The following is a 25,545-nucleotide window of genomic DNA, read 5'->3' on the forward strand; positions in this document are numbered from 1 at the left end:
CACATGACCCGTCGCGGGAAACCGCGACGGGTCTTGTCGTTTCAGGGGAGAAAAACCTGAATATCCAACCCGAAACACCGCATAGGTACAGTTTTATAAAAATAGATTAATGACAAGTACAGTTAAGCAAAATGTGTTCAGGCCAGCATCCTGACCACTGTGCGGATTCTCCACGGAGGCCTAATATCCATGCAGAACGTGGCGAATGCTGTGCGACTGGCGTCTGACCTTCAGACACCGAGCCACCTCTCAATACGGTTTATCCACAGGAGTTCTCCCATGTCCCGTCTTCGTCTGCTCAGCGCCGCCGCACTGCTGGCCGTCGCTGCCAACGCCAGCGCCACCAGCTTCATCGTGACCACCGACGCCGTGGTTGGCGCACTCAAGTCCTCTTCCGATGCCACCTCCGACGTCACCTCGTCCTTCCGTGACGACAAGATCGTGCTCGCCGCCCGTGACGACGCTGCCAGCTTCGTGGCCAGCGAAGGCGAGATCCGTGGCGTGAAACTGGAGAGCGCACTCGATCACATCCGTCATCAGGCTCCGCAACTGAACGCGACCGACGCACAGTTGGCCCAAGCCATCCTGACGATCTAAGCGACAGAAACATCGCGGGGCACGCCGGTCGTGTCCCGATGTTTCGGCACTGGCTCTAGTCCGGGCATTGCGTTAGCCTTGGGACTCGCCAACAGCTGCCGAGTCCCATGCGTTTTCTTACAAATCTGCTTATCCCTTCTGTACTAATCACCGCCTGCTGGGTTCCTCTGGCAGACGCCTTCGATGTGTCCACACAGAACACCGTGGTCAGCGTCTGGGCCACCGGCATGGTGTCTTCCGCGCCATTCGACCGTAAACTGATCATCGCCGCGCACGACGATGCTGCAGCGTTCGTTGCCAGTGACGGCCAGATGCGCGGTGCACAGCTCGAATCCGCCCTGCATTACCTGCGCAAGAGCCGGCCAAAACTTCATGTCAGCGACCTTGAACTGGCACAGGCAATTCTCGTCCAATAGTTATCCCTGTCTTTTCGGAGTCGTTCCATGCGTAGCCCGCTGATTGCTGCCGCCCTTGGCCTGCTGTTGTTGGCCGATATGGCCCAGGCACACACCCTGGTAGCCACCAGTAACATCATCGTCCGCGCCTCCCAGCGCACCATCGATTTCACCTCCGACACCACTACGTCGATTCGCGATTCAAAAATCATCCGCGAAGCCCACGACGACGCCGCCAGTTTCGTGGCCAGCGACGGTGATATCCGTGGTGCAAACCTGGAAGCGGCCTTCAAGACCTTGCGCACCCGCGTGCCGGAAGCCCGCGATGCCAGCGATCAGGTACTCGCCGAAGCCATCCTCGCACTGTGAAGTCACTCGGCGCCTGGCTGCTGGCCGGGGCGTTGTTGCTGCTTGGCAACAGCGCCCACGCCGGCCTGCAATTGCGGCTCAAGACCGACGGCCTGAGCCCCGCCCAACAACAGTCCAGCCAGGCGCTGCTCGATGAAGCCATGCAAGCATTGCCACCGAGCTTCATCGAACGCCTGGACCGGCGCATCGATGTCGGCTGGACCGATGACATGCCCGGCAACGCCTACGGCCAGGCGACACTCGTCTCCGAGCTGGACCTGAACCGCAAACTGCTCGCCAGCCTCACCGACGGCAGCGCGGCCACGCAAAAAACCAATCGCCCCCACGGCACCGTTCGCCGGGAACTGCTGGCCACGGTGCTGCACGAAATCACCCACATTTACGATCGCGCGCGCTTGTGGCCGGCGGCCGAACGCACGCTGATCCAGCGCTGTACCCGACGCAACAACAGCGCCGGGCTGATCGGCATTCCCGATGAGTGCCGCGGCCAGAACGGTCGGCGCTTCACCCTCAGCGATGATCCACGCCTGCTCGACCTCGCCGGCTGGCAGCAATACGTCGGGCGACGGGGTGAGCGGGAACAGCACAACCGGCAGATCGCCCGCAGCCCCGACCTCTACGAAATCTCCAGCCCGAAAGAGTTTGTCGCGGTCAACATGGAGTATTTCCTCCTCGACCCGAGCTATGCCTGCCGCCGCCCGGCGCTGTATCGCTATTACCAGGAACACTTCGGCTGGGCACCGCCCGCGAAAGATGAGTGCGCCAAAACCTTCGCTTTCCTCAATGCCGGCAACGACTTTGCCAAACAGCCCCTGGGCCAGGTTGATCCGGAGCGCGTGTACGCGGTGGATTACCTGTTGGCCGAAGCCAACCAGAACTGGGTCAGCCGTTGGGGCCACAGCATGTTGCGTCTGGTGATCTGTGCACCGGGCCGACCACGCGGGCCGGACTGCCGACTGGATCTGGACCAGCATCTGGTGCTCTCATACCGCGCCTTCGTCGGTGACGTACAGCTGTCGAGCTGGGACGGACTGGTCGGCAAATACCCGTCGCGCCTATTTGTGTTGCCGCTGGCGCAGGTGATCGACGAGTACACCAAGACCGAACTGCGCAGCCTGGCGTCGGTGCCGCTGAATCTCTCGCGCAGCGAAATCGAGGGCGTGGTCGAACACGCCGCCGAAATGCACTGGAGCTACGACGGCAATTACTTCTTCCTCTCCAACAACTGTGCGGTGGAAGGCCTGAAACTGTTGCGCAGCGGCAGCAACAACGCCAAGCTCACCGGTCTCGACAGCATCATGCCCAACGGCTTGCTGGAGGTGCTGAAGGGGCGAGGCCTGGCCGACACCAGCGTGCTCGATGATCCGAAAGAGGCGTTGCGCCTGGGTTATCGCTTCGACTCGTTCCGTGATCGTTATCAGGCGATGTTCGATGTGTTGAAGAAGCAATTGCCGATCAAGCAGACAACCGTTGAAGAATGGCTTTCGCTGTCTGCCGAAGAGCGTCGCCCATGGTTCGAACGGGCTGACCTGCGCACCAGCGCCGCGCTGTTATTGCTGGAGCAAGCCAGTTTCCGCCGCCAACTGTTGCTCGCTCAGGATGAGGTCAAGCAACGCTACCTCGGCGCCCGTGAGCTGGAAAACGGTGGCATGGACAAGGCCAACGCGACGTTGCAGCAGATCCTCGCCAACAGCGGCTTCCTCAGCCGGCCGGCAGAATTGCTCGACTCCCGAGGTTATGGCCTGCCGCAACCAAGCGAATTCAGCCGACTGGAAGCAGAAAGCAGCCAGCGCCAGAAACAATTGCTGGCCCTGACCGGCGATCTCGATAAGGAAGTACGCGCATTGCTCGAGCCCAAACGAGCAGCCGAAATTGCGGCCAGCGAGGCCAACGTGAAACAGATCGGCGAGCATCTGCGCAAACTGCACAAAGCCTCGGGCGGACTGGAACTGCCCTGAAAAAACAAAGGCCCTGAAAACAAAAGACCGCAGCCGGTAAAGGCTGCGGTCTTTTTTATTGCCTGACGATCAGTACAGAACGCCATCCAGTACTTCGTAAACGACCCCGCTGCCCACCGCAATCAGCACGATGTCACCGCCAGCACGACGCCATTCATAACCCGGGTAATACGGCAGACGACTCAACGCCCGGTTATCCAGCCGCTCGCCGTAATAGCCATGGGGCAGCGGTCGGCCACGGACCAGATGAATGCCTGGAGGCGGCGGCGCACCGCGAACGAAATAGCCATGATTGTCACGGATCACCTGACGCACCGGGCCGAAATCCCGAGGCGGCGGGCCGCCGCGATGGTTGTTTTGCCAATCATGGTGATCACCACCGCGATTGTCGTAGTGGCCCTGCTGCGGGCCGCCGTGGTCGTGATCGTCGCGCGGATCGGCGCTGGCCAGCAGCGGCGTCGCGCTGATCATCAGCACGCCCAGACTGGCAATCAGACGTTTCGGCATTTTCATCGGGTCTTTCCTCACTGCACTGACAGCAAAAAGGGATTCAGAACGTGGTTCTGAATCCCTCGGTCTTGCTCAATTAGTCTGTGCCGCGAGGCCCTAATTCCTCTGTATCAGGAACTTTACCTTCAGCTGACGCGAGCCTTACGCACGCCTTCGGACAGCGCCGAACACAGGCTCAGCACGCCGTCGATGGCCTGGTCCGGCGTGGTCGCGTTGGCGATGTGATCGATCAGCGCCGAGCCCACCACCACACCATCGGCCAGACGCGCGATGGACGCGGCCTGCTCCGGCGTGCGGATACCGAAACCGATGCTGATCGGCAGATCGGTATGACGACGCAGACGCGCCACCGCTTCCTCGACGTGTTCCAGAGTCGCCGCACCGGCACCGGTCACACCGGCAACCGACACGTAGTAAACGAAGCCGGAGCTGCCGTTCAACACTTTCGGCAGACGCGCATCATCGGTGGTCGGGGTGGTCAGGCGGATGAAGTCGATGCCCGCTGCCTGGGCCGGGTCGCACAGCTCCGAGTTGTGCTCCGGTGGCATGTCGACCACGATCAGGCCATCAACGCCGGCCTCTTTGGCTTCGGCGATGAAGCGCTCGACGCCGAACTTGTGGATCGGGTTGAAGTAACCCATCAGCACCAGCGGCGTGTCGCTGTTGTCCTTGCGGAACTCGCGAACCATTTGCAGGGTTTTGATCAGGTTCTGCTTGGCGCCCAAAGCACGGATGTTCGCCAGCTGAATCGCCGGGCCGTCGGCCATCGGGTCGGTGAACGGCATGCCCAGTTCGATCACGTCGGCACCGGCTTTCGGCAGGCCTTTGAGGATTGCCAGCGAGGTGTCGTAGTCCGGGTCGCCAGCAGTGACGAAGGTCACCAGGGCGGCGCGATTCTGTTCCTTGAGTTCGGCAAAACGGGTTTGCAGGCGGCTCATCAGTGTTTCTCCTGCTTCGATTGCTCTTGTTGAGAGTGTTCCATGTGGTGCATGACGGTCTGCATGTCTTTGTCGCCGCGGCCGGACAGGTTGACCACCATCAGGTGATCCTTCGGCAGTTTCGGTGCGCGTTTGAATACTTCGGCCAACGCATGAGCGCTTTCCAATGCAGGGATGATCCCCTCGAGGCGGCAGCATTTGTGGAACGCATCAAGGGCTTCGTCGTCAGTCACCGAGGTGTACTGGACGCGGCCGATGTCATGCAACCACGCGTGTTCAGGGCCGATGCCCGGATAGTCGAGGCCGGCGGAAATCGAGTGGGCGTCGATGATCTGGCCATCGTCGTCCTGCAGCAGGAAGGTACGGTTGCCGTGCAGCACACCCGGTACGCCGCCGTTGAGGCTGGCCGCGTGTTTGCCGGTCTCGATGCCGTAACCGGCGGCTTCGACGCCGATGATCTCGACGCTCTTGTCATCGAGGAACGGGTGGAACAGGCCCATGGCGTTGGAACCGCCACCGATGCACGCCACCAGGCTGTCCGGCAGACGACCTTCCTGAGCTTGCAACTGATCGCGGGTTTCCTTGCCGATCACCGCCTGGAAGTCGCGAACCATGGCTGGATAAGGGTGCGGGCCGGCCACGGTGCCGATCAGGTAAAAGGTGCTGTCGACGTTGGTCACCCAGTCACGCAGCGCTTCGTTCATCGCGTCTTTCAGGGTGCCGGTGCCGGCGACCACCGGGATCACCTCGGCGCCCAGCAGTTTCATGCGGAATACGTTCGCCTGCTGACGCTCGATGTCGGTGGTGCCCATGTAGATCACGCAGTCCAGACCGAAACGCGCAGCCACGGTGGCGGTAGCCACGCCGTGCATGCCGGCGCCGGTCTCGGCGATGATGCGTTTCTTGCCCATGCGCCGCGCCAGCAGGATCTGGCCGATGCAGTTGTTGATCTTGTGCGCGCCGGTGTGGTTCAGCTCTTCGCGCTTGAGGTAGATCTTGGCGCCACCGCAGAACTCGGTCAGGCGCTCGGCGAAATACAGCGGGCTCGGACGTCCGACGTAGTCGCGCTGGAAGTAGGCCAATTCTTCTTTGAACGCCGGATCTTCCTTGGCCGCTTCGTATTCACGAGCCAGGTCGAGGATCAACGGCATCAGGGTTTCGGCGACGTAACGGCCGCCGAACGAGCCAAACAGGCCGTTGGCGTCAGGGCCGTCACGCAGATCGGAGGTGTTCGAAGTCTGGGTCATGGTTCGCTCCAGCGGATTTCACGAGAAGACAATGGCGTTCACTCTACCCCTGACCTTCCAGACTGAAAACCGATAAGATCGCCACAACCTGTCAGGAAAACTCACAGATATCATGAGCCATGACCTCCCCCCGCTGAACGCCCTGCGCGCCTTCGAAGCCACCGCCCGCCTGAACAGTGTCAGCCAGGCTGCGGAGCAACTGCACGTGACTCACGGTGCGGTCAGCCGCCAGCTCAAGGTGCTGGAAGAGCATCTCGGCGTCAGTCTTTTCGTCAAGGACGGTCGTGGCCTGAAACTCACAGATGCCGGCATCCGTCTGCGCGATGCCAGCGGCGAGGCGTTCGACCGCTTGCGCAGCGTTTGCGCCGAACTGACCCAAAGCACCGCCGATGCGCCGTTCGTACTCGGTTGCTCCGGTAGCTTGCTGGCGCGCTGGTTCATTCCCCGACTGGGAAGGCTGAATGCTGATCTGCCGGACTTGCGTCTGCACCTGTCCGCCGGTGAAGGCGATCTCGACCCGCGTCGCCCGGGACTGGATGCATTGCTGCTGTTCGCCGAACCGCCATGGCCGGCGGACATGCAGGTGTACGAGCTGGCCAGCGAGCGCATCGGCCCGGTCATGAGTCCGCTGTTCAGCGGCTACCAGCGCCTGCAATCGGCACCGCCCATTGCCCTGCTCGACGAACCCTTGCTGCACACGACTTCACGCCCGCAAGCCTGGCCGAGCTGGGCGCAGCAAAGCGGCCTCGACGCCAAGGCGTTGAAGCTGGGGCAGGGTTTCGAGCATTTGTATTACTTGCTGGAAGCGGCCGTCGCCGGGCTGGGCGTGGCGATCGCGCCGGAACCGCTGGTGACCGAAGACTTGAAGGCCGGTCGCCTGGTCGCGCCATGGGGCTTCAGTGAAACCCCGGCGCAGCTGGCGTTGTGGCTACCCAAGCGCGCCGCAGACGGGCGCGCCCGGCAATTGGCGCAGTGGCTCAGGAACGAGCTGCGCCAGGCAGATCACTCGCCGCGCTTGAACAGCAAGTAAGCGGCCAGCAGACCCAGCGCACCGACCGCCACACCGGCGGTCGTCCACGGATGTTCCTGCGCGTAATCGCGGGTGGCGATCCCGGTCTCGCGGGTTTTGACTTTGACTTCTTCGTAGGCATCGCTGAGCAGGCTGCGCGAATGTTTCAGCGCACTTTCGGCATTGCTTTTCAGCGCCTTGAGGGTCTTGCGCGACTCGTCAGAAGCGTCGTCCTTCAGGCTTTCCAACGACTTGAGCAGACTCTCGATCTCCGCTTCCATGCTTTGCAACGAGGCTTTGCGTAACGAGGTGTTGGCCATGGTGGCTCTCCTGCATTGGTGATGAGTGGCGTGTGTTGTTTGGGACTTCACGGGTTCTGGAAAGTGCAGAAAATCTGAACTTCCCTTCGCCCAAGTCGCCGAAATCAACACGGCAAATCGCTGCTAGGCTCAATTGCACACTTCAAGGAGAACACCATGAGTGACCATCACACCTACAAGAAAGTCGAGCTGGTCGGCTCGTCCACCAGCAGCATCGAAGACGCTATCAACAACGCATTGGCGGAAGCCGCCAAGAGCATCAAGCATCTGGAATGGTTCGAAGTGACCGAAACCCGAGGCCACATCAAGGACGGCAAAGCGGCGCACTTTCAAGTGACCCTGAAAGTCGGGTTCCGGATTGCCAGCAGCTGAGTTTGGTCTACGCTTCTGAACTTGCGCGCTGGCCGAGTGCCATAGGAATGGCAATGCGCTACGAGGTGAGTGCATCGAGCGAACGGCTCGATGCCTGCCTTTTTTAATCCGACCAGGGAGTGCGACCGATGAAGAAGTTCATGTTGGCGGTAGGTTTGTTGAGCCTTGCGGGTGGTGCGTTTGCTGCCGGCAAGCCTTGTGAAGAACTGAAGGCCGAGATTGCGGCCAAGCTGGATGCCAAGGGCGTTTCCGGGTATTCGCTGGAGATTGTCGACAAGGGTGCGGCCAGTGGCGGCAAAGTCGTCGGCACCTGCGAAGGCGGCGCCAAACAGATCGTCTACACCCGCGGCTGATCACGCCGGAAAAACAAAAGCCGACGCTATGCGTCGGCTTTTTTTGTGCGCGGCGATCGGGCTCAGCCCTTCATGACCTGCGCCAGCAGCTCGTAGGAATGCAGGCGATCGGCGTGTTCGTACAGGTCGCACGTGAAGATCAGTTCGTCAGCCTGGGTCTGTTCGATCAGCACTTCGAGTTTCGCGCGGATTTTCTGCGGACTGCCGACCATCGCCAGACCGAGGAAATCCCCCACCGCCTCACGTTCATGGGGCAGCCACAGGCCATCCATGGTTTTCACCGGCGGACGCTGCACCAGACTTTGCCCACGCATCAGCGCGAGAATTCGCTGGTACACCGAGGTCGCCAGGTAATCAGCCTGTTCATCGGTATCGGCCGCCACCAGCGGCACGCCGAGCATCACGTACGGTTTGTCGAGTACCGCCGATGGCTTGAAGTGATTGCGGTAGACGCGAATCGCCTCATGCATGAAGCGCGGTGCGAAATGCGAGGCGAAGGCGTAGGGCAAACCGCGCTCGCCGGCCAGTTGCGCGCTGAACAGACTGGAACCGAGCAGCCAGATCGGCACGTTGGTGCCGGTGCCCGGCATCGCGATCACCCGCTGATCCGGGGTGCGCGGACCGAGGAAGCGCGCCAGCTCAGCCACGTCTTCCGGGAAATCATCGGCACTGCCGGAGCGCTCACGGCGCAAGGCGCGGGCGGTCATCTGGTCGGAACCCGGCGCACGGCCCAGGCCGAGGTCAATCCGCCCCGGATACAGGCTTTCAAGGGTGCCGAACTGCTCGGCAATCACCAGCGGCGCGTGGTTGGGCAGCATCACGCCACCGGAGCCGACCCGGATGGTCGACGTGCCGCCGGCCAGATAGCCCAGCAACACCGAGGTGGCAGAACTGGCGATGCCGTCCATGTTGTGGTGCTCGGCAACCCAGAACCGGGTATAGCCGAACTTCTCGACGTGCTGCGCCAGATCCAGCGAGTTGCGCAGCGACTGCGCCGGGCTGCCGTTCTCGCGCACCGGCACCAGATCAAGGGTGGAAAACTTTACGTCGGACAGTTGCTTCATAAACCTGCATCTCCGATTGAGGGCGCAGGTGTGTTCTTGGCGAACGCAAACCTGCCCAATTCATAAGCGTGTTCTGTGCAATGAGGGCATATACCCGAGTTTCAATAGCCAAACCGAAATTTCCTACTAAAAAAGTCAACGATTCACTTGGGCTGAACTTTGTTCCGGCGTCTATCCTCAGAAGCCTTGCAGGCAAAAACCACGACGGCGCGACGTTTCGCGCCCGAATTGAAGGAGGCACACATGGCTATCGTGAAGAAGGCATCCGCGCATTGGGAAGGTGACCTGAAAACCGGCATCGGCTCGATTTCCACCGAAACCGGCGTCCTGCGTGAAGCGCCCTACGGCTTCAAGGCGCGCTTCGAGGGCGGCAAGGGCACCAATCCGGAAGAACTGATCGGCGCCGCCCATGCGGGCTGTTTCTCCATGGCGTTCTCAATGATTCTCGGTGACGCCGGGCTCAAGGCCGACAGCATCGACACCCAGGCCGAGGTCACGCTGGATCAGGTGGACGGCGGCTTTGCAATCACCACAGTGAAACTGATCCTCAAGGCAAAAATTCCGGGAGCGACCCAGGCGCAGTTCGAAGAGCTGAGCAACAAGGCCAAGGAAGGTTGCCCGGTGTCCAAGGTGCTGAATGCGAAGATCAGTCTCGACGCATCGCTGGTCAGTTGACTGCTTTGAGCCTAATCAGAACCCGCCAGGCAAAAATGTGGTCGAATAAATGACAGCAGCTTTCGCGCATCTTCGTGCGCGCTGCTTCGATGGAGCTTCAACCATGAAACGTTTTGCCTTGGCGGTTATCTGTGGCGTGCTGGCAACGTCGGCCTTCGCAGCGCCCAAAGACTGCGAAGAACTCAAGCAAGAGATCGAAATCAAGATTCAGGCGAACGCCGTGCCCTCCTACACCCTGGAGATAGTCTCCAAGGAAGAGGCTGAAAAACACGACATCGCCATGATCGTCGGCACCTGCGACAACGGCACCAAAGCCATCATCTATCAGAAGAACGACCGCTGATACGCCTCAGATGATGCAGTTGACTTCGCGGTCCTCGGCGACGATTTCCCGCTTGTCGTTGTACAGGCGGGCACTCGGGGTAAACGCCAGCGAACGGCCTTCGAGCAAGTAACGCTGGCCCGCCTCGAAATGATCGTAGCGGATGGTCAGATAGCACAGCCGCTCAACGGGGCCGGTCATCAGGCTGCCGCCTCCGCCGAACACTTCAAAGTCGAAGCGCACCCGTAGCTCGTGGCTGCCGGGCGTTACCTGAAAGAAACGCCCGTCAGTCAGCCGCCTGTTGTCGAGACGCTCGGCCATCAGCAGTTTTCCGCCGGGGGTTGGCGTGGAGAATTCGACCCAGGCCATGTTCGGATCGACGGGGGGCAACGATGTCTGGCACCCGGCGAGTACGCCTGCGGCCAGCAACAGCATCAACGTGCGCATGATGGATGTCCGTGAGTTCGGACATCCAGCATAACGCCGATCAGGTTCGCTGGCAGCCCGCTGGCGTGCCTTGGCCCACCACGTTGCGTTGTTGGTCATAGAGCTTGGCCCACGGACGGAAACCGATGCTACCCGCCTGCAACTGATAACGCTGGCCAGCGTTGAAATCCTTGAATTTCACGTTCAACTGACAATCGCGCCACAGCGGCTCGGCATCCGGGCCGATGTTGGTCGCCTCGACCGGGAATTGATAACGAACCGTCAGTTCATGGCTGCCGGGCTGCACTTCGAAGTAACGATGATCGACGGAAGCCTTGTTGTCGACTTCCAGCGCCTGCAACGCCGCGTCCTGTTGCCGGGCATCCAGATCGATCCAGGCTTGCGAGGGGTCAGGGGACGGCATTCCGAATCCGGCACAACCGGCCAGCGTCAGCACGCTTCCTGTCAGTATCAACATGCGCATAGCGGAGCTCCAATGGGCGGGATAGTCTTGGGCAGACTTTCCGGGGGGATTTCTTATTTTGATCAGGCTGCTTCCAAGCCATGGGTTACTTGATCGCGTTTTGCGGGTTTTGTTTCCGGGTGTGATGATTTTGTTGCTCAACGGTTGCTCAAGCCTGAGCTATTACAGCCAACTGGCCAGCGGTCAGCTGCAGCTTTTGCGGGCGCGGGAGCCGGTGGCCAAGGTGATCGCCGACCCGACTCGCGATGCCAAACTGCGCACTCATCTGGCCCAGTCACAAAAAGCCCGGGCCTTCGCCAGCGAACACTTGCACTTGCCGGACAACCAAAGCTATCGCCTCTACGCCGACATCGGTCGGCCGTTTGTCGTGTGGAATGTGTTCGCCACCCCAGAGTTTTCCCTGAGCCCGCAGAACCATTGCTTCCCGATTGCCGGTTGCGTGGCCTATCGCGGCTACTACAGCCAGAGCGCGGCGCGGGGCGAAGCTGCGATTCAGCGCCTGCAAGGCATGGACGTGTCGATCGGCGGCGTCGAGGCCTACTCGACCCTCGGCTGGTTCAACGACCCGATCCTCAATTCGATGATGGGCTGGGGCGACGAGCGTCTGGCGACGCTGATCTTCCATGAACTGGCCCACCAACGTTTCTATGTGAAGGATGACACCGAGTTCAACGAGTCCTTCGCGACCTTCGTCGAGCAGGAAGGTACGCGGCAGTGGCGAGCGTTTCGGGGCTTGCCCCCGGAAAACGACTCGAAGCTGAAGCAGCGGGATCAATTCATTCAGCTGATCCTCGACACCCGTTCACGCCTCGAAAAACTCTATGCACAACCATTGGCGACAGCGCAGATGCGCGAGCGCAAGGCGGCAGAGTTCGAACGGTTTCGACAGGATTACCGAGCGATGCGCGATGACCAGTGGGCCGGCGACAAACGCTATGACGCCTGGGTCAATGCGCCGTTGAACAACGCACGGCTATTGCCGTTCGGGCTGTATGACCAGTGGGTGCCGGCGTTTGCGGCGTTGTTCAGGCAGGTTGGTGGGGATTGGGTCAGGTTTTACGCAGAGGTCGAGAAGTTGGGTGGCTTGCCAGTCGTTGAGCGTAAGTCGGCTTTGAAAGTGCTGGCAGGCTCATAAATCTACAGCGGCTTTTTTGGCCCCATCGCGAGCAAGCTCGCTCCCACAGGGACAGTGTTTCAGCAGTGGTACTCGGTTTCCTGTGGGAGCGGGCTTGCCCGCGAAGGCGATATCACTGGCGCTGCAAAAACGCCTGATGCAGCTCCGCCAGCGTCTCGAAGTGATACGCCGGTGCTTCAGCGCTCAGCTCTTCATGGCTGCCAAAACCGTAACCCACGGCCGCCGCATCCAGCCCGTTGCTGCGAGCACCGATCAGGTCATGCTTGCGGTCACCGATCATCAGCGTATTGGCCGGATCCAGCCCTTCCTCGGCCATCAGGTGCGCAATCAGCTCGACCTTGTTGGTACGGGTGCCGTCCAGTTCGCTGCCGTAGATCACCTTGAAGTGTCTGGCGAAATCAAAGTGCCGGGCGATTTCCCGAGCGAACACCCACGGCTTCGACGTCGCGATATACAGCTGACGGCCCTGGCCGCTCAGGGTTTCCAGCAACGGCGTGACGCCCTCGAACACCCGATTCTCGTACAGGCCGGTGACCTTGAAGCGCTCGCGATAGAAATTCACCGCCTCCCAGGCTTTCGCTTCATCAAAACCATAAAACTGCATGAACGCCTGCAACAGCGGCGGGCCGATGAAGTGTTCCAGCTTGGTCAGGTCCGGCTCATCGATGCCGAGCTTGCTCAAGGCGAACTGAATGGAACGGGTGATGCCCTCACGCGGATCGGTAAGGGTGCCATCGAGGTCGAACAGTACGGTCTGGTAATGCATGAAAAATCCCGGGCAATAGAGAGAAAAATCAGAGCTGGTCGTAGCCTTCAGCCAGATGCAGGTCCTTGAGCTTCACGTAGTTCGCCGCGCTGTAGGTGAAAAAGGCGTTTTCCTTGTCGGTCAGCGGACGGACCTGTTTCACCGGACTGCCCACGTACAGGAAACCGCTTTCCAGGCGTTTGCCCGGTGGCACGAGACTGCCGGCGCCGATGATCACATCGTCCTCGACCACCGCGCCGTCCATGACGATGCTGCCCATGCCGATAAGTACGCGGCTGCCGACCGTACAGCCATGCAGCATGACCTTGTGGGCGATGGTCACGTCATCGCCAATCAGCAGCGGAAAACCGTCCGGGTTGAACGGGCCAGCGTGAGTGATGTGCAACACACAACCATCCTGCACGCTGGTGCGCGCACCGATGCGGATGCAGTGCATGTCGCCGCGGATCACGGTCAGCGGCCACACGGAGCTGTCTTCGCCGATTTCGACGTCGCCGATCACCACCGCGGAGCCGTCGACAAAGGCGCCTGGGCTCAAGCGTGGGGTGTGATTCTGGTACTTGCGAAGGGACACGATTAGTTCTCTCTCTGTCGCCGATAGCTGCGGTGGGTGTCGATTGTAATTAAGATGGGCGCATGTTTCTTCCAGCCAAGGTGCCAACCGTGAGCGTGAACAACCCTCTTCTGCAGTCCTACGACCTGCCGCCGTTCTCCGCGATCCGTGCCGAACACGTGCAGCCGGCCATCGAAACCATCCTGGCCGACAACCGCGCCGCCATTGCCGAAATCCTCAAGACCCAGGGCCAGAACCCGACCTGGGCCGGGCTGGTGCTGGCGATGGACGAACTCAATGATCGCCTGGGCGCAGCCTGGAGTCCGGTCAGCCACCTCAATGCCGTGTGCAACAGCGCCGAACTGCGTGAAGCCTACGAGTCGTGCCTGCCGGCGTTGAGCGCCTATTCCACCGAAATGGGCCAGAACCGCGAACTGTTCCAGGCTTATGAAGCCCTGGCCAACAGCCCGGAAGCCGCCGGTTTCGACGTGGCGCAAAAAACCATTCTGGAACACGCCCTGCGCGATTTCCGTCTGTCGGGCATCGACCTGCCGGAAGCCGAGCAGAAGCGCTATGCCGAAGTGCAGAGCAAGCTGTCCGAGCTGGGCAGCCGCTTCTCCAACCAGTTGCTCGACGCCACTCAGGCCTGGACCAAGCACTTGACCGACGAAGCCGCCCTCGCCGGCCTGACCGATTCGGCCAAGGCGCAAATGGCCGCTGCGGCACAGGCCAAAGGCCTCGACGGCTGGCTGATCACCCTGGAATTCCCGAGTTACTACGCGGTGATGACCTACGCCCAGGACCGTGCGCTGCGCGAAGAAGTCTACGCCGCCTACTGCACCCGTGCGTCGGATCAAGGCCCGAACGCCGGCCAGAACGACAATGGCCCGGTGATGGGCGAAATCCTCGACCTGCGTCAGGAGCTGGCCAAACTGCTTGGTTTCTCCAGCTTCTCCGAGCTGAGCCTGGCCACCAAAATGGCCGAATCCAGCGATCAGGTGCTGAGCTTTCTGCGCGATCTGGCCAAGCGCAGCAAACCGTTTGCCGCCCAGGATCTGCAACAGCTCAAGGCTTACGCCGCCGAGCAAGGCTGCGCCGATCTGCAAAGCTGGGACAGCGGTTTCTACGGTGAAAAACTCCGTGAACAACGCTACAGCGTCGCCCAGGAAACCCTGCGCGCCTACTTCCCGATCGACAAAGTGCTCGGCGGCCTGTTCGCCATCGTTCAGCGCCTGTACGGCATTGAAATCGCCGAACTGAAAGGCTTCGACACCTGGCACCCGGACGTGCGCCTGTTCGAGATCAAGGAAAACGGCCAGCACGTCGGTCGCTTCTTCTTCGACCTCTACGCCCGCGCCAACAAGCGTGGCGGCGCGTGGATGGACGGCGCCCGCGACCGTCGCCGCACCCTCGACGGGGTGCTGCAAAGCCCGGTGGCCAACCTGGTGTGCAACTTCACCCCGGCCGACAGCGGCAAGCCTGCGCTGCTGACCCACGATGAAGTGACCACCCTGTTCCACGAATTCGGCCACGGCCTGCATCACCTGCTGACCCGCGTCGAGCATGCCGGCGTTTCCGGCATCAACGGCGTGGCGTGGGACGCAGTCGAGCTGCCGAGCCAGTTCATGGAGAACTGGTGCTGGGAGCCGGAAGGCCTCGCGCTGATTTCCGGCCACTACGAAACCGGCGAGCCGCTGCCGCAGGATCTGCTGGAAAAAATGCTCGCGGCGAAGAACTTCCAGTCCGGCCTGATGATGGTGCGCCAACTGGAGTTCTCGCTGTTCGACTTCGAACTGCATGCCACCCACGGTGATGGCCGCAGTGTGCTGCAAGTGCTCGAAGGCGTGCGTGACGAGGTGTCGGTGATGCGTCCTCCGGCCTACAACCGCTTCCCGAACAGCTTCGCGCACATCTTCGCCGGCGGTTACGCGGCGGGTTACTACAGCTACAAGTGGGCAGAAGTGCTGTCGGCGGATGCCTTTTCGAAGTTCGAAGAAGACGGCGTGCTGAATGCCGACACCGGTCGCGCCTTCCGTGAAGCGATCCTGGCCCGCGGTGGCTCGCAGGAGCCGATGGTGCTGTTCGTCGACTTCCGTGGCCGTGAGCCGTCGATTGACGCACTCTTGCGCCACAGCGGCCTGAGTGAGGACGCGGCAGCATGAGTGAGGCACCCGTGAAGACCAAAAAACGCTTTATCGCCGGGGCGGTCTGCCCGGCGTGCAGCGAGCCGGACAAACTGATGATGTGGAGCGAGGACGATGTCCCGCACCGCGAATGTGTGGCGTGCGGCTACAGCGATACGCTGAATGCCCAAGGGCTGTCGGTGCCGAAAGAACTGGGCACGCGGGTCAATACCAGCGCGCTCAAGCCTGCACCGGACAAAACGGTTCAGGCGGTGCAGTTCTTCCCGAATCCGAAGCTGAAGAAAAAGCCCGACGAGCAGCACTGATCCAGAACCACCTTCCACGATTCGTCGGTGGAAGGTGGTATTGGCTTAACACCTTTCCCCCGCACTTGCTTCGTAGGCTGGCCCTCTACGCCACGCCTCGAAGGAAGCTGCCATGCCCGACACCAATCCCCTCCTGCAACACTGGACGCTGCCACCGTGGCCAGCGATTAGCACCGAGCACCTGCTGCCGGCGGTCACCAGCATCATTGCGGACAACCAAAGAATCATCGCCCAGGTGATCGCCAGTCAGACCGAACATCCCGGCTGGGATGATCTGGTACTGAGCATCGACGAGGCCGACGCGCGCCTCGGTGAAGTTCGCTCGATTCTTGAAACGTTGTCGATGGTCAGATCCGACGATGCGGTCTGGCTCGTGGAAAGCGCCAAGGCGCATCTGGCGATCAATCAGTATCGCTCCGATAAAGCCCGCAATCGCCCGTTGTACGAGGCTTACCAGCGTCTGGCGCAGAGCTCGATAGCCGGCAGTTTCGATGAGTCGCGCAACATCGCACTGTCGCGGATTCTGCGTCGTTTCAAGCAGTCGGGCATCGAGCTTCCTGCTGAACAGCAACAGGAACTGGCGCGGTTGAACCGCGAGATCGGCGGGCTGGAATACGTGTTTCTGGAAAACCTCGAGCGCTGGACCGAGGCGTGGAGCAAACGTGTAGACGACATTGCGTTGCTTGCGGGCCTGTCGCCGGCGATGAAGAATCGGCTGGCACTTGCCGCACGTCAGGCCGGCCATGACGGCTGGCTGATTCGGCTGGACCAGAACACCTGCCAGCACATCCTCAAGTACGCCGAGAACCGCGCCTTGCGGGAGGAGTGCTACGTTGCCTACATGACCCGCGCCTCCGATCGGGGCCCACTGGCCGGCCGCTTCGATAACGGCCCGGTGCTGAAGACGCTGCTCGCCTTGCGCCAGCAGAAAGCCCGTTTACTCGGCCACAAAAACGCCGCATTACTGAGTCTGGCCAAAAACAGCGCCGGGACAACGGCATGGGTTAGTAGTTTTCTACAGCGTCAGGCGTCGCAACTGGCACCTACCCTCGCGCAGGATGCAGCGCAACTGGCAGCCTTCGCGCAGCAACGAGGGATTGACCGAGTTCAGCCGTGGGATGAAGATTTCCTCGCCGAACAATGGCGCCAACAGCAGTTTCCCGGTGCGCTGGAAAACCTGCGTGATTACTTTCCGCTCGAGGGCACCCTGCGCAGGCTCTTTCTGTTCTGCGAACGGATGTTCGGGATCCGCATCGTCGAGCGGTCCGGTGGCGGCCACTGGCATGACGATGTGCGCCTGCTGGAAATCAGCGAGCATGAACAGGTCATCGGCTACATCTACCTCGATCCGTTTCACCGCGACAACGCGGTGGACTTCCCCGGCACCTCCACGCTGCGCAATCGCGGGATCAACGCCGAAGGCCGCCCGGCGCTGCCGATTGCCCTGCTCTACAGCAATTTCACACCGGCCACCGACACCCATCCGTGCCGGCTCGAAATCGACGATCTGCGGGTGCTGTTTCACGAATTCGGCCATTGCCTCCAGCACGTGCTGACGCGCTCGCCCCATCACAGCCTGTCCGGCATCCTGCAATTGGGGCATGAGGCGGCGGAGTTTTCCGGGCAGTTGTTCGAGCAGTGGTGTTTGTCGCGGGAGTTTGTGCTGTGGCTCGGCGCGCATTTTCAGACCGGCGAACGCTTGAGCGCCGTACGGGTCGACGCGGCACTGTCAGCTGCTCAGGCCCACTCCAGCCGGCAGCAGGCCTTGTTGCTGATGGGGGCGATGATTGATTTCGAGCTGCACCTGAGCCACGGCGATGGGCGCTCGGTCGAGGAGGTCTGCACCGACGTGCAGCGCAGCCTGAGTCCTCTGCAACTGCCGGGCGATCACCGGTTTGCCAATGGATTCGATTACATGGTGACCCAGTACGACGCTTCGGTTTACGCCTACGTCTGGTCGGGCGTGCTGGCTCAGGAAGCATTCAAACGCTTCAGTCGCGACTGGGTGTTCAACGCGCAAACCGGCCGAGAGTTCCGCGCCACGTTCTTTGCACCAGGTGCGGGGCGTCCGTTACTGGACGCGGTGGAAGCGTTCATCGGCCGGCCGGTCGCCGGCCTCGTTGACGGAGAGGCCGGAAGGGTTACTTCAGATTGACCGTCTGAAACCAGCTCTTCATCGAGCACGTGGCAAACGCGCTGGTGCTGCAATCGCCATTGGCCAGCGCGGTACGCAATTTATCGACATCGGCCTGCATCACGTAGCGCACGCTGTCCCGGAAGTGCCCACTCTCACCAAAGCCGCCCTGAGTCATTTCGTTCAGAGCGTCTTCCTTGCTCCAGCCCTGCACGACGATCCGGTACATCGCCGCCATCAGGCCGGTGCGATCGGAGCCGTGCTTGCAGTGCATCAACACCGGGCCGTCGGCTTCGGCGGACTGGATGGCACGCAGGGTCTTGAGCACGTCACTGTCGTCCACGTGATTGGTGCGATAGGGCAATTGCACCTGATGGATACCGGGGGCTTTCAACCAGTTGGAATCCGCTTCCGGCAGGAAGTTGATGACCGTGGCCACCTTCAGGTTGTTCAGCAACGGTACCGCGCCGTCGTCGGGGAGCGCGCTGCGATACAGCGTGGGCGACATCTGGAACAGGTTGTATTGCACTTCTACCGGTTGCGCCCACTCGACGGGACGGGAAGCCGGAGTGTCCGCAGCCTGAGCGGGAATCCAGCTGAACAGCGCAAACAGCGACAAACAGAATGCGGAGGAAAAACGCGTCAGGAACATGCTTTACGGCGACCGTGTGGGTTTCGTCAGTGAAGGCCACAGCTTGCGAGCCTCGCAGTCAAATCCCTGTGAGGCGCTTGTAAAAGAATCGTGAAGACACCGGTTCCCTTGGTCGAAAAGTGGTCTTTTTTGGCTGAATCGGTTCATCCGGTTGCTTAGCCTGCTACCATTTGTCACATCATGTTGCAGACGCGTCCCCTTTCCCCGGTCATTCCGGCCACGTCGCAGCCAGAAAATTCTTGAGCCGTTCGCAGAAACGGCTGACAACCATCAATGCCTGATGAGGTGCATCCCCATGTCTGATGAAGATCGAGACAACCCGCGGCGTGAGTTTTTGCGCAAATCCCTGACCCTGATTCCGGTCGTGACTCTGGCCGGCAGCGGTCTCGGCAGCACGGTGCTGCAAGCCGCGCCTGAAAGCGCACCTGCCACAACCCCGGCGAAAACGGCCACCGTTGAAACCAGCACTTATCAGCCGAGCTACTTCACCGCCGAAGAGTGGGCGTTCATCAATGCCGCCGTCGCGCAATTGATCCCCAAAGATGCGCAGGGTCCAGGTGCGCTCGAGGCCGGCGTGCCGGAATACATCGACCGTCAGATGAACACCCCGTACGCCGCCGGTGCTCTTTGGTACATGCAGGGCCCGTTCAATGCCGACGCCGCGCCAGAGATGGGCTGGCAGAGCAAACTGGTGCCAAAAGAGATCTATCGCCTCGGCATCGCCGCCACGGATCAGTGGGCAAAATCCATCAACGGTAAAACATTTGCCGAGCAAGACAGCGCTACCCGAGACGATCTGCTCAAGCAGCTTGAAGCCGGAAAACCGCAATTCGACGCGGTTCCGGCGAAGATTTTCTTCAGCTTGCTGCTGCAAAACACCAAGGAAGGGTTCTTCTGCGACCCGATCCACGGCGGCAATAAAGGCATGGTCGGCTGGACCATGATCGGCTTCCCCGGCGCCCGCGCCGATTTCATGGATTGGGTGGAACGCAACGAGCAGTACCCCTTCCCGGCAGTTTCGATTCGCGGCGAGAGGGCGTGAGCATGGCAACGGTAATGAAGAAGGTCGACGCAGTGATCGTCGGTTTCGGCTGGACGGGCGCGATCATGGCCAAGGAGCTGACCGAAGCCGGGCTCAACGTGCTGGCGCTGGAACGCGGGCCGATGCAGGACACCTACCCGGACGGCAACTATCCGCAGGTGATCGACGAACTCACCTACAGCGTGCGGAAAAAACTCTTTCAGGACGTTTCCAAGGAAACCGTCACCATCCGTCACAGCGTCAACGACATCGCCCTGCCGAATCGCCAGTTGGGAGCGTTCCTGCCAGGCAATGGCGTGGGCGGCGCCGGTTTGCACTGGTCGGGCGTGCACTTCCGGGTCGACCCGATCGAGTTGCGCATGCGCAGCCACTACGAAGAGCGCTACGGCAAAAGCTTCATCCCCAAGGACATGACCATCCAGGACTTCGGCGTCAGCTATGAAGAGCTGGAACCGTTCTTCGATTTCGCCGAAAAAGTCTTCGGCACCTCCGGCCAGGCCTGGACCGTGAAAGGCCAACTGGTCGGCCAGGGCAAGGGCGGCAACCCGTACGCACCGGATCGCTCGAACCCGTTCCCGCTGGAAGCGCAGAAAAACACGGTTTCCGCACAGCTGTTCGGCAAAGCGGCTACGGAGGTGGGTTACAAACCCTACAACCTGCCTTCCGCCAATACTTCAGGGCCGTACACCAACCCTTACGGCGCGCAGATGGGCCCGTGCAACTTCTGCGGTTTCTGCAGCGGTTACGTTTGCTACATGTATTCCAAAGCGTCGCCGAACGTGAACATTCTGCCGGCGCTGAAGCCGCTGCCGAATTTCGAACTGCGGCCGAACGCTCATGTGCTGCGGGTCAACCTCGACAGCACGAAAACCAAGGCCACCGGCGTCACCTACATCGACGGCCAGGGTCGCGAGATCGAACAACCGGCGGATCTGGTGATCCTCGGCGCGTTCCAGTTGCACAACGTGCGCCTGATGCTGCTCTCCGGCATCGGCAAACCCTACGACCCGGTCAGCGGTGAAGGCGTGGTCGGGCGCAACTTCGCCTACCAGAACATGGCCACCATCAAGGCGTTCTTCGACAAGGACACCCACACCAACAACTTCATCGGCGCCGGCGGCAACGGTGTGGCGGTGGATGACTTCAACGCCGACAACTTCGATCACGGGCCGCATGGCTTCGTCGGTGGCTCGCCGATGTGGGTCAACCAGGCCGGCAGCCGACCGATCGCCGGCACCTCCAACCCGCCGGGCACTCCGGCCTGGGGCAGTGCGTGGAAACGCGCCACCGCCGATTACTACACCCACCAGGTGTCGATGGACGCCCACGGCGCGCATCAGTCCTACCGTGGCAACTACCTCGATCTGGACCCGGTGTACCGCGATGCCTACGGCATGCCGCTGCTGCGGATGACGTTCGACTGGCAGGAAAACGACATCAAGATGAACCGCTTCATGGTCGAGAAAATGGGCAAGATCGCCGAGGCCATGGGCCCGAAAGCCATCGCCGTGATCGGCAAGAAAGTCGGCGACCACTTCAACACCGCGTCGTACCAGACCACCCACCTCAACGGTGGCGCGATCATGGGCACCGATCCGAAGACCAGCGCGCTGAACCGCTACCTGCAGAGCTGGGACGTGCACAACGTATTCGTCCCGGGCGCCTCGGCATTCCCGCAAGGCCTGGGCTACAACCCGACCGGCCTGGTTGCCGCGCTGACCTACTGGTCGGCGAAAGCGATCCGCGAGCAATACCTGAAAAACCCCGGCCCGCTGGTTCAGGCTTAAGGAGCGATGACCATGAAGACTCTCGTTATCGCGACCCTCGCGCTGCTCGGCAGCACGGCCGTTCATGGCGCCGAAGTTGATCAATCCTTGATCAAGCAAGGCGAATACCTCGCCCGTGCCGGCGACTGCGTGGCCTGCCACACGGCCAAGGATGGCAAGCCGTTCGCCGGTGGCCTGCCGATGGAAACCCCGATCGGCACGATCTACTCGACCAACATCACCCCGGATAAAACCGGCGTCGGTGACTACAGCTTCGAGGATTTCGACCAGGCCGTGCGCCATGGCGTGGCCAAAAACGGCAGTACCTTGTACCCGGCGATGCCGTACCCGTCCTACGCCCGTGTCAGCGAAACCGACATGCAGGCGCTTTACGCCTACTTCATGCACGGCGTGGAACCGGTGGCGCAAGAGAACAAGGCCAGCGACATCCCGTGGCCACTGAGCATGCGCTGGCCGCTGATGGGCTGGCGCTGGCTGTTCGCACCGAAGGTCGAGGATTACAAAGCCGCGTCGGACGATGCCGTCGTCAGCCGTGGGGCGTATCTGGTGGAAGGCCTCGGACATTGCGGCGCCTGCCATACGCCACGGGCCCTGACCATGCAGGAAAAATCCCTGAGCGCGGCCGAAGGCAGCAGTTTTCTGTCAGGCAGTGCGCCGCTGGAAGGCTGGATCGCCAAGAGCCTGCGCGGCGACCACAAGGACGGTCTCGGCAGCTGGAGCGAAGAACAACTGGTGCAGTTCCTCAAAACCGGTCGCAGCGACCGCAGCGCGGTGTTCGGTGGCATGAGCGACGTGGTCACCCACAGCATGCAGTACATGACCGACGCCGACCTGACCGCGATTGCCCGCTACCTGAAATCGCTGCCGGCCAATGATCCTGCCGACCAGCCGCACCAGTACGACGAGAAAGCTGCCAAGGCCTTGTGGAACGGTGATGACAGTCAGCGTGGCGCGTCTGTGTACATCGACAACTGCGCGGCGTGCCACCGCACGGACGGCCACGGCTACACCCGGGTGTTCCCGGCGCTGGCAGGCAATCCGGTGCTGCAATCGGACGACCCGACCTCGCTTATCCACATTGTGCTCAAGGGCGGCACCTTGCCTGCGACGCACGCAGCGCCATCGACCTTCACCATGCCGGGTTTCGCCTGGCGTCTGTCGGATCAGGAAGTGGCGGATGTCGTGAGCTTTATTCGTGGAAGTTGGGGTAACAAGGGCTCCACCGTCACCGCAAAAGATGTTGCCAAGTTACGTACCGACGATATGACTACAACATCAGCCGGTGATCTTGGACAAGTAACAAACCACAACTAAACGCAGTAACCCCTGCATGATCAGTCATGCAGGGGTTATTTATTTAATAGCTGTTACGGATTGGTAATACTGGCATAGGCTTTGGCCAGAGCAACCAGTTTGGCTCGATCCTCCTCACCGATTTCACCGTCATGATCCACATCGTGCTCCAGACGGCCGATGCTGAAGGTATGGCCGCCATCCCGGGAGGTCGCGGTGACAAAAATCGGATCAACCAGCATTTCGGTCTGCACGCCAGCCTCGGCATCCCAGCCCAGTTCCTTACGCGCCAGTTGCATGGAAACCAGTGTATTGGGTTCCGATGGACCGGGCTGCATCAGTTGCAGAAAAATACCGCGCGAATTAAAAAACGACATCATCAAATCCTTTTGTCTTTTATATAGGCAAGTGGTGTGAAGCGAAGTGGATACTACGAACTTGAACAGTAAACGAACAGCCAACTTATGTTTCTTCAATTTGCACAACTGCAACTTTAGCTCTAGACAAACTTGCAACTAACCGCTCGATTTATTGATCGACGGCTGAACGGTAGTGGATCCTCCGCCACCTTGCGGATACTGTATGCATGTACAGACAAAGGACACCCGTGATGACCAGCCCCTTGCCCCCGCGCGGTCGCGGCACCGCGACCAACCCGCACAACCGCTTCGCGCCGAGTCGTTCGGTGGCCGAGGATGACGGCTGGTTTCAGGAAGTGCCTTTGACCCAGGGCACCGAAGTCAGCTTCGAAACCGCGAAGACCATCATCACCCGCAACACCTCGCCGGACCTGCCCTTCGACCGCTCGATCAATCCCTATCGCGGCTGCGAGCACGGCTGCATTTATTGCTATGCACGACCCAGCCACGCCTATTGGGACATGTCGCCGGGGCTGGATTTCGAAACCAAACTGATCGCCAAAACCAACGCCGCCCAGGTGCTGGAAGAACAGCTGGGGAAAAAAGGCTACCAATGCGCGCCGATCAACCTCGGCTCCAATACCGATCCCTATCAGCCGATCGAACGCGAACACCGGATCACACGCCAGACCCTCGAAGTGCTGCTGCGCTACCGGCATCCGGTGACCATCGTCACCAAGGGCTCGCTGATCCTGCGCGACCTCGACCTGCTCACCGAACTGGCGCAACAACGGCTGGTGGCGGTGATGATCAGCCTGACCACCCTGGACGACGAACTCAAACGCATCCTCGAACCCCGCGCCGCTGCGCCCAAGGCCCGGTTGCGGGCGATTCGGGTGATGCGCGAGGCGGGGATTCCGGTCGGTGTGCTGTGTTCGCCGATGATTCCGATGATCAACGACAGCGAAATCGAAAGCCTGCTGACCGAAGCCCACGCCGCCGGTGCCCAGAGCGCGGCCTACATGATGCTGCGCCTGCCGCTGGAGGTGGCGCCGCTGTTCGAGGAATGGCTTGAGGCGCACTACCCGCAACGTGCGGCGCATGTGTTGAGCCTGATCCGCCAGAGCCGTGGCGGCGAGCTTTACGACAGCCGTTTCGGTGCCCGGATGCGCGGCGAGGGTCCGTTCGCCGATCTGCTCGCCCAGCGCTTCGCCAAAGCGATCAAGCGCCTGGGGCTCAATCACCGCGAAGGCTTCAACCTCGACTGCACAGCCTTCTGTCCGCCGGGTCGCCAGATAGCGCTGATTTAGGGTCAATTGGCCTATGGTTGAGAGGAAGGAATGCTGGGCCCGGTTTACGCCGGTCACGTTTTTTGTGACCTGGAACACACGTTCTAGAGCGCTTGATTCAGTTTGAGTTAAGTTTCGGCGGTTACCTTGTTCATCGAGTGACTGACGGGTCGGGATGACCCGGATGTTCTAAACAGCCACTGGCTTCACACCGGAATACACGGGAACGACTCCCCGAATCCGCCAATGAGGATGAATCATGAGTGACAAGGATAAACAGCCGTTGGCTGCGTCGGCGCAAGCCGCCCCTGTGGCGGAATCCGCCGATGCAGCGTTGAATCGTATCGTTGACGGCTTTTTGCATTTTCATCATGAGGTCTTTCCGCAGCAGGAAGAACTCTTCAAGAAACTCGCCACGGCCCAGTCGCCACGGGCCATGTTCATCACCTGCGCCGATTCGCGCATCGTGCCCGAACTGATCACCCAGAGTTCGCCCGGCGATCTGTTCGTGACGCGGAACGTCGGCAACGTGGTGCCACCCTACGGCCAGATGAACGGCGGCGTTTCCACCGCCATCGAATATGCGGTTCTGGCACTTGGCGTGCAGCACATCATCATCTGCGGCCACTCCGACTGCGGCGCCATGCGCGCGGTGCTCAACCCGGACAGCCTGGAAAAGATGCCGACGGTCAAAGCCTGGCTGCGCCACGCCGAAGTCGCGAAAACCATGGTGCATGACAACTGCAACTGCGCCGACGAAAAAGAAAGCATGCCGATCCTCACCGAGGAAAACGTCATCGCCCAACTGCAGCACTTGCGTACCCATCCTTCGGTAGCCTCGCGCATGGCGAACGGTCATCTGTTCATCCATGGCTGGGTCTACAACATCGAAACCAGCGAAATCAAAGCTTACGACGCGGATCAGGGATGCTTCCTGCCGCTCGACGGCAGCCATCCGATCCCGGTGGCGACGCCCAAAGCGCGCTTCTAAATCCTCCTAAAAATCTGTGTGGTTTGACGCCGGCCGCTGTTTCAGCGGCCAGGCCT

The 25,545-nt window shown here is 60.8% G+C and carries 29 protein-coding genes; 18 read left to right on the forward strand and 11 right to left on the reverse strand.

Annotated features, from left to right (window positions below; all coding sequences use genetic code 11):
• Nucleotides 1-279: 279 nt before the first annotated feature.
• From C1X29_RS23770 to C1X29_RS23785, 4 genes are all read left to right on the forward strand, one after another.
• The gene (locus C1X29_RS23770) at nt 280-597 is read left to right on the forward strand and encodes a DUF2388 domain-containing protein (RefSeq protein ID WP_007953908.1); all 318 of its coding nucleotides are present in this window, start codon (nt 280-282) and stop codon (nt 595-597) included.
• 107 nt (nt 598-704) lie between these two features.
• Entirely contained in the window at nt 705-1,013 is a 309-nt protein-coding gene (locus C1X29_RS23775; protein ID WP_085748070.1) for a DUF2388 domain-containing protein, read from the forward strand.
• Between the two features lie 27 nt (nt 1,014-1,040).
• Nucleotides 1,041-1,361 carry a DUF2388 domain-containing protein gene (locus C1X29_RS23780; RefSeq protein ID WP_039764795.1) on the forward strand — a complete coding sequence of 107 codons (321 nt, stop codon included), beginning with the start codon at nt 1,041-1,043 and terminating at the stop codon, nt 1,359-1,361.
• The gene (locus C1X29_RS23785; protein WP_085748069.1) at nt 1,358-3,319 is read left to right on the forward strand and encodes a DUF4105 domain-containing protein; all 1,962 of its coding nucleotides are present in this window, start codon (nt 1,358-1,360) and stop codon (nt 3,317-3,319) included. Before C1X29_RS23780 ends, C1X29_RS23785 begins: the two co-directional genes overlap by 4 nt.
• A gap of 69 nt (nt 3,320-3,388) precedes the next feature.
• On the opposite strand, the gene C1X29_RS23790 is transcribed toward C1X29_RS23785, so the two are convergent.
• The 3 genes from C1X29_RS23790 to trpB all read right to left on the reverse strand — a co-directional run bounded on the left by C1X29_RS23790 (nt 3,389) and on the right by trpB (nt 6,014).
• A complete protein-coding gene (locus C1X29_RS23790; RefSeq protein ID WP_085748068.1) occupies nt 3,389-3,832 on the reverse strand; it encodes an anti-virulence regulator CigR family protein in 444 nt (147 codons plus the stop codon).
• A gap of 122 nt (nt 3,833-3,954) precedes the next feature.
• Nucleotides 3,955-4,767, reverse strand: a complete 813-nt coding sequence (gene trpA, locus C1X29_RS23795; protein ID WP_007953915.1) for a tryptophan synthase subunit alpha — start codon at nt 4,765-4,767, stop codon at nt 3,955-3,957.
• On the reverse strand, nt 4,767-6,014 hold the full coding sequence (trpB, locus tag C1X29_RS23800; protein ID WP_102688253.1) for a tryptophan synthase subunit beta: 1,248 nt from the start codon (nt 6,012-6,014) through the stop codon (nt 4,767-4,769). Before trpB ends, trpA begins: the two co-directional genes overlap by 1 nt.
• A gap of 112 nt (nt 6,015-6,126) precedes the next feature.
• On the opposite strand from trpB, the gene C1X29_RS23805 reads away from it, so the two are divergent.
• Entirely contained in the window at nt 6,127-7,044 is a 918-nt protein-coding gene (locus C1X29_RS23805) for a LysR family transcriptional regulator (protein ID WP_085748066.1), read from the forward strand.
• On the opposite strand, the gene C1X29_RS23810 is transcribed toward C1X29_RS23805, so the two are convergent.
• On the reverse strand, nt 7,017-7,343 hold the full coding sequence (locus C1X29_RS23810; RefSeq protein ID WP_011331820.1) for a YqjD family protein: 327 nt from the start codon (nt 7,341-7,343) through the stop codon (nt 7,017-7,019). The genes C1X29_RS23805 and C1X29_RS23810 overlap by 28 nt on opposite strands.
• 156 nt (nt 7,344-7,499) lie before the next feature.
• Here C1X29_RS23810 and C1X29_RS23815 point away from each other — a divergent pair, with 156 nt between their 5' ends.
• Both C1X29_RS23815 and C1X29_RS23820 read left to right on the forward strand, forming a co-directional pair.
• Nucleotides 7,500-7,715: a dodecin gene (locus tag C1X29_RS23815; RefSeq protein ID WP_075947107.1), complete on the forward strand. Its 216-nt coding sequence runs from the start codon at nt 7,500-7,502 to the stop codon at nt 7,713-7,715.
• Nucleotides 7,716-7,843: 128 nt separating this feature from the next.
• Nucleotides 7,844-8,068, forward strand: a complete 225-nt coding sequence (locus tag C1X29_RS23820; RefSeq protein ID WP_102718502.1) for a DUF1161 domain-containing protein — start codon at nt 7,844-7,846, stop codon at nt 8,066-8,068.
• Nucleotides 8,069-8,130: 62 nt separating this feature from the next.
• Here the strand turns inward: C1X29_RS23820 and C1X29_RS23825 are convergent, their stop codons facing one another.
• Nucleotides 8,131-9,132: an LLM class flavin-dependent oxidoreductase gene (locus C1X29_RS23825; protein ID WP_039764807.1), complete on the reverse strand. Its 1,002-nt coding sequence runs from the start codon at nt 9,130-9,132 to the stop codon at nt 8,131-8,133.
• A 243-nt stretch (nt 9,133-9,375) separates the two neighbouring features.
• On the opposite strand from C1X29_RS23825, the gene C1X29_RS23830 reads away from it, so the two are divergent.
• Nucleotides 9,376-9,807 (forward strand): OsmC family protein, encoded by a 432-nt coding sequence (locus C1X29_RS23830; protein ID WP_085748064.1) that lies wholly within the window; start codon nt 9,376-9,378, stop codon nt 9,805-9,807.
• 103 nt (nt 9,808-9,910) lie between these two features.
• Nucleotides 9,911-10,150, forward strand: coding sequence for a DUF1161 domain-containing protein (locus tag C1X29_RS23835; protein WP_007953935.1), 240 nt, complete (start codon nt 9,911-9,913; stop codon nt 10,148-10,150).
• Nucleotides 10,151-10,156: 6 nt separating this feature from the next.
• On the opposite strand, the gene C1X29_RS23840 is transcribed toward C1X29_RS23835, so the two are convergent.
• Nucleotides 10,157-10,576 carry a hypothetical protein gene (locus tag C1X29_RS23840; protein ID WP_102688251.1) on the reverse strand — a complete coding sequence of 140 codons (420 nt, stop codon included), beginning with the start codon at nt 10,574-10,576 and terminating at the stop codon, nt 10,157-10,159.
• A gap of 40 nt (nt 10,577-10,616) precedes the next feature.
• Nucleotides 10,617-11,039, reverse strand: coding sequence for a hypothetical protein (locus C1X29_RS23845; RefSeq protein ID WP_102718503.1), 423 nt, complete (start codon nt 11,037-11,039; stop codon nt 10,617-10,619).
• A 58-nt stretch (nt 11,040-11,097) separates the two neighbouring features.
• Here C1X29_RS23845 and C1X29_RS23850 point away from each other — a divergent pair, with 58 nt between their 5' ends.
• Nucleotides 11,098-12,174: an aminopeptidase gene (locus C1X29_RS23850; protein WP_102718504.1), complete on the forward strand. Its 1,077-nt coding sequence runs from the start codon at nt 11,098-11,100 to the stop codon at nt 12,172-12,174.
• A gap of 112 nt (nt 12,175-12,286) precedes the next feature.
• Here the strand turns inward: C1X29_RS23850 and C1X29_RS23855 are convergent, their stop codons facing one another.
• A complete protein-coding gene (locus C1X29_RS23855) occupies nt 12,287-12,940 on the reverse strand; it encodes an HAD family hydrolase (RefSeq protein WP_102718505.1) in 654 nt (217 codons plus the stop codon).
• Nucleotides 12,941-12,968: 28 nt separating this feature from the next.
• Nucleotides 12,969-13,514 (reverse strand): gamma carbonic anhydrase family protein, encoded by a 546-nt coding sequence (locus C1X29_RS23860; protein WP_102718506.1) that lies wholly within the window; start codon nt 13,512-13,514, stop codon nt 12,969-12,971.
• 62 nt (nt 13,515-13,576) lie between these two features.
• Here C1X29_RS23860 and prlC point away from each other — a divergent pair, with 62 nt between their 5' ends.
• The 3 genes from prlC (at nt 13,577) to C1X29_RS23875 (ending at nt 18,097) form a co-directional block, all read left to right on the forward strand.
• Entirely contained in the window at nt 13,577-15,655 is a 2,079-nt protein-coding gene (gene prlC, locus C1X29_RS23865; protein ID WP_173940213.1) for an oligopeptidase A, read from the forward strand.
• Nucleotides 15,652-15,942 (forward strand): YheV family putative zinc ribbon protein, encoded by a 291-nt coding sequence (locus tag C1X29_RS23870; protein ID WP_007953955.1) that lies wholly within the window; start codon nt 15,652-15,654, stop codon nt 15,940-15,942. Before prlC ends, C1X29_RS23870 begins: the two co-directional genes overlap by 4 nt.
• A 112-nt stretch (nt 15,943-16,054) precedes the next feature.
• A complete protein-coding gene (locus C1X29_RS23875) occupies nt 16,055-18,097 on the forward strand; it encodes a M3 family metallopeptidase (protein ID WP_102718507.1) in 2,043 nt (680 codons plus the stop codon).
• On the opposite strand, the gene C1X29_RS23880 is transcribed toward C1X29_RS23875, so the two are convergent.
• The gene (locus tag C1X29_RS23880; protein ID WP_102718508.1) at nt 18,084-18,728 is read right to left on the reverse strand and encodes a dual specificity protein phosphatase family protein; all 645 of its coding nucleotides are present in this window, start codon (nt 18,726-18,728) and stop codon (nt 18,084-18,086) included. The genes C1X29_RS23875 and C1X29_RS23880 overlap by 14 nt on opposite strands.
• Nucleotides 18,729-19,023: 295 nt before the next feature.
• On the opposite strand from C1X29_RS23880, the gene C1X29_RS23885 reads away from it, so the two are divergent.
• The 3 genes from C1X29_RS23885 to C1X29_RS23895 are packed head-to-tail and all read left to right on the forward strand — an operon-like array spanning nt 19,024 to nt 22,871.
• Nucleotides 19,024-19,770, forward strand: a complete 747-nt coding sequence (locus C1X29_RS23885) for a gluconate 2-dehydrogenase subunit 3 family protein (RefSeq protein WP_102718509.1) — start codon at nt 19,024-19,026, stop codon at nt 19,768-19,770.
• 2 nt (nt 19,771-19,772) lie between these two features.
• Nucleotides 19,773-21,557, forward strand: a complete 1,785-nt coding sequence (locus tag C1X29_RS23890) for a GMC family oxidoreductase (RefSeq protein WP_007953975.1) — start codon at nt 19,773-19,775, stop codon at nt 21,555-21,557.
• A 12-nt stretch (nt 21,558-21,569) separates the two neighbouring features.
• Nucleotides 21,570-22,871 (forward strand): cytochrome c, encoded by a 1,302-nt coding sequence (locus C1X29_RS23895; protein WP_102688244.1) that lies wholly within the window; start codon nt 21,570-21,572, stop codon nt 22,869-22,871.
• 53 nt (nt 22,872-22,924) lie between these two features.
• Here the strand turns inward: C1X29_RS23895 and C1X29_RS23900 are convergent, their stop codons facing one another.
• Nucleotides 22,925-23,227: a hypothetical protein gene (locus C1X29_RS23900; protein WP_102718510.1), complete on the reverse strand. Its 303-nt coding sequence runs from the start codon at nt 23,225-23,227 to the stop codon at nt 22,925-22,927.
• A 233-nt stretch (nt 23,228-23,460) separates the two neighbouring features.
• Here C1X29_RS23900 and C1X29_RS23905 point away from each other — a divergent pair, with 233 nt between their 5' ends.
• Together C1X29_RS23905 and C1X29_RS23910 are read left to right on the forward strand one after the other, a co-directional pair.
• Nucleotides 23,461-24,519: a PA0069 family radical SAM protein gene (locus C1X29_RS23905; RefSeq protein WP_102718511.1), complete on the forward strand. Its 1,059-nt coding sequence runs from the start codon at nt 23,461-23,463 to the stop codon at nt 24,517-24,519.
• Nucleotides 24,520-24,757: 238 nt separating this feature from the next.
• Nucleotides 24,758-25,489, forward strand: coding sequence for a carbonic anhydrase (locus C1X29_RS23910; RefSeq protein WP_039764830.1), 732 nt, complete (start codon nt 24,758-24,760; stop codon nt 25,487-25,489).
• Nucleotides 25,490-25,545 lie beyond the last annotated feature (56 nt).

Source organism: Pseudomonas sp. GW456-12-10-14-LB2 (genome assembly GCF_002884345.1).
GTDB lineage: Bacteria > Pseudomonadota > Gammaproteobacteria > Pseudomonadales > Pseudomonadaceae > Aquipseudomonas > Aquipseudomonas paraglycinae.

Bases quoted from the DNA above. Each gene is read 5' to 3' on its own strand.
- C1X29_RS23870 (WP_007953955.1), top strand. From the start codon at position 15,652: ATGAGTGAGGCACCCGTGAAGACCAAAAAACGCTTTATCGCCGGGGCG.
- C1X29_RS23900 (WP_102718510.1), bottom strand. From the start codon at position 23,227: ATGTCGTTTTTTAATTCGCGCGGTATTTTTCTGCAACTGATGCAGCCC.
- C1X29_RS23790 (WP_085748068.1), bottom strand. From the start codon at position 3,832: ATGAAAATGCCGAAACGTCTGATTGCCAGTCTGGGCGTGCTGATGATC.
- C1X29_RS23810 (WP_011331820.1), bottom strand. From the start codon at position 7,343: ATGGCCAACACCTCGTTACGCAAAGCCTCGTTGCAAAGCATGGAAGCG.
- C1X29_RS23890 (WP_007953975.1), top strand. From the start codon at position 19,773: ATGGCAACGGTAATGAAGAAGGTCGACGCAGTGATCGTCGGTTTCGGC.
- C1X29_RS23875 (WP_102718507.1), top strand. From the start codon at position 16,055: ATGCCCGACACCAATCCCCTCCTGCAACACTGGACGCTGCCACCGTGG.
- C1X29_RS23825 (WP_039764807.1), bottom strand. From the start codon at position 9,132: ATGAAGCAACTGTCCGACGTAAAGTTTTCCACCCTTGATCTGGTGCCG.
- C1X29_RS23905 (WP_102718511.1), top strand. From the start codon at position 23,461: ATGACCAGCCCCTTGCCCCCGCGCGGTCGCGGCACCGCGACCAACCCG.
- C1X29_RS23895 (WP_102688244.1), top strand. From the start codon at position 21,570: ATGAAGACTCTCGTTATCGCGACCCTCGCGCTGCTCGGCAGCACGGCC.
- C1X29_RS23775 (WP_085748070.1), top strand. From the start codon at position 705: ATGCGTTTTCTTACAAATCTGCTTATCCCTTCTGTACTAATCACCGCC.
- C1X29_RS23805 (WP_085748066.1), top strand. From the start codon at position 6,127: ATGAGCCATGACCTCCCCCCGCTGAACGCCCTGCGCGCCTTCGAAGCC.
- C1X29_RS23855 (WP_102718505.1), bottom strand. From the start codon at position 12,940: ATGCATTACCAGACCGTACTGTTCGACCTCGATGGCACCCTTACCGAT.
- C1X29_RS23885 (WP_102718509.1), top strand. From the start codon at position 19,024: ATGTCTGATGAAGATCGAGACAACCCGCGGCGTGAGTTTTTGCGCAAA.
- trpB (WP_102688253.1), bottom strand. From the start codon at position 6,014: ATGACCCAGACTTCGAACACCTCCGATCTGCGTGACGGCCCTGACGCC.
- C1X29_RS23845 (WP_102718503.1), bottom strand. From the start codon at position 11,039: ATGCGCATGTTGATACTGACAGGAAGCGTGCTGACGCTGGCCGGTTGT.
- C1X29_RS23815 (WP_075947107.1), top strand. From the start codon at position 7,500: ATGAGTGACCATCACACCTACAAGAAAGTCGAGCTGGTCGGCTCGTCC.
- trpA (WP_007953915.1), bottom strand. From the start codon at position 4,767: ATGAGCCGCCTGCAAACCCGTTTTGCCGAACTCAAGGAACAGAATCGC.
- C1X29_RS23835 (WP_007953935.1), top strand. From the start codon at position 9,911: ATGAAACGTTTTGCCTTGGCGGTTATCTGTGGCGTGCTGGCAACGTCG.
- C1X29_RS23780 (WP_039764795.1), top strand. From the start codon at position 1,041: ATGCGTAGCCCGCTGATTGCTGCCGCCCTTGGCCTGCTGTTGTTGGCC.
- C1X29_RS23910 (WP_039764830.1), top strand. From the start codon at position 24,758: ATGAGTGACAAGGATAAACAGCCGTTGGCTGCGTCGGCGCAAGCCGCC.
- C1X29_RS23770 (WP_007953908.1), top strand. From the start codon at position 280: ATGTCCCGTCTTCGTCTGCTCAGCGCCGCCGCACTGCTGGCCGTCGCT.
- C1X29_RS23820 (WP_102718502.1), top strand. From the start codon at position 7,844: ATGAAGAAGTTCATGTTGGCGGTAGGTTTGTTGAGCCTTGCGGGTGGT.
- C1X29_RS23840 (WP_102688251.1), bottom strand. From the start codon at position 10,576: ATGCGCACGTTGATGCTGTTGCTGGCCGCAGGCGTACTCGCCGGGTGC.
- prlC (WP_173940213.1), top strand. From the start codon at position 13,577: ATGTTTCTTCCAGCCAAGGTGCCAACCGTGAGCGTGAACAACCCTCTT.
- C1X29_RS23880 (WP_102718508.1), bottom strand. From the start codon at position 18,728: ATGTTCCTGACGCGTTTTTCCTCCGCATTCTGTTTGTCGCTGTTTGCG.
- C1X29_RS23830 (WP_085748064.1), top strand. From the start codon at position 9,376: ATGGCTATCGTGAAGAAGGCATCCGCGCATTGGGAAGGTGACCTGAAA.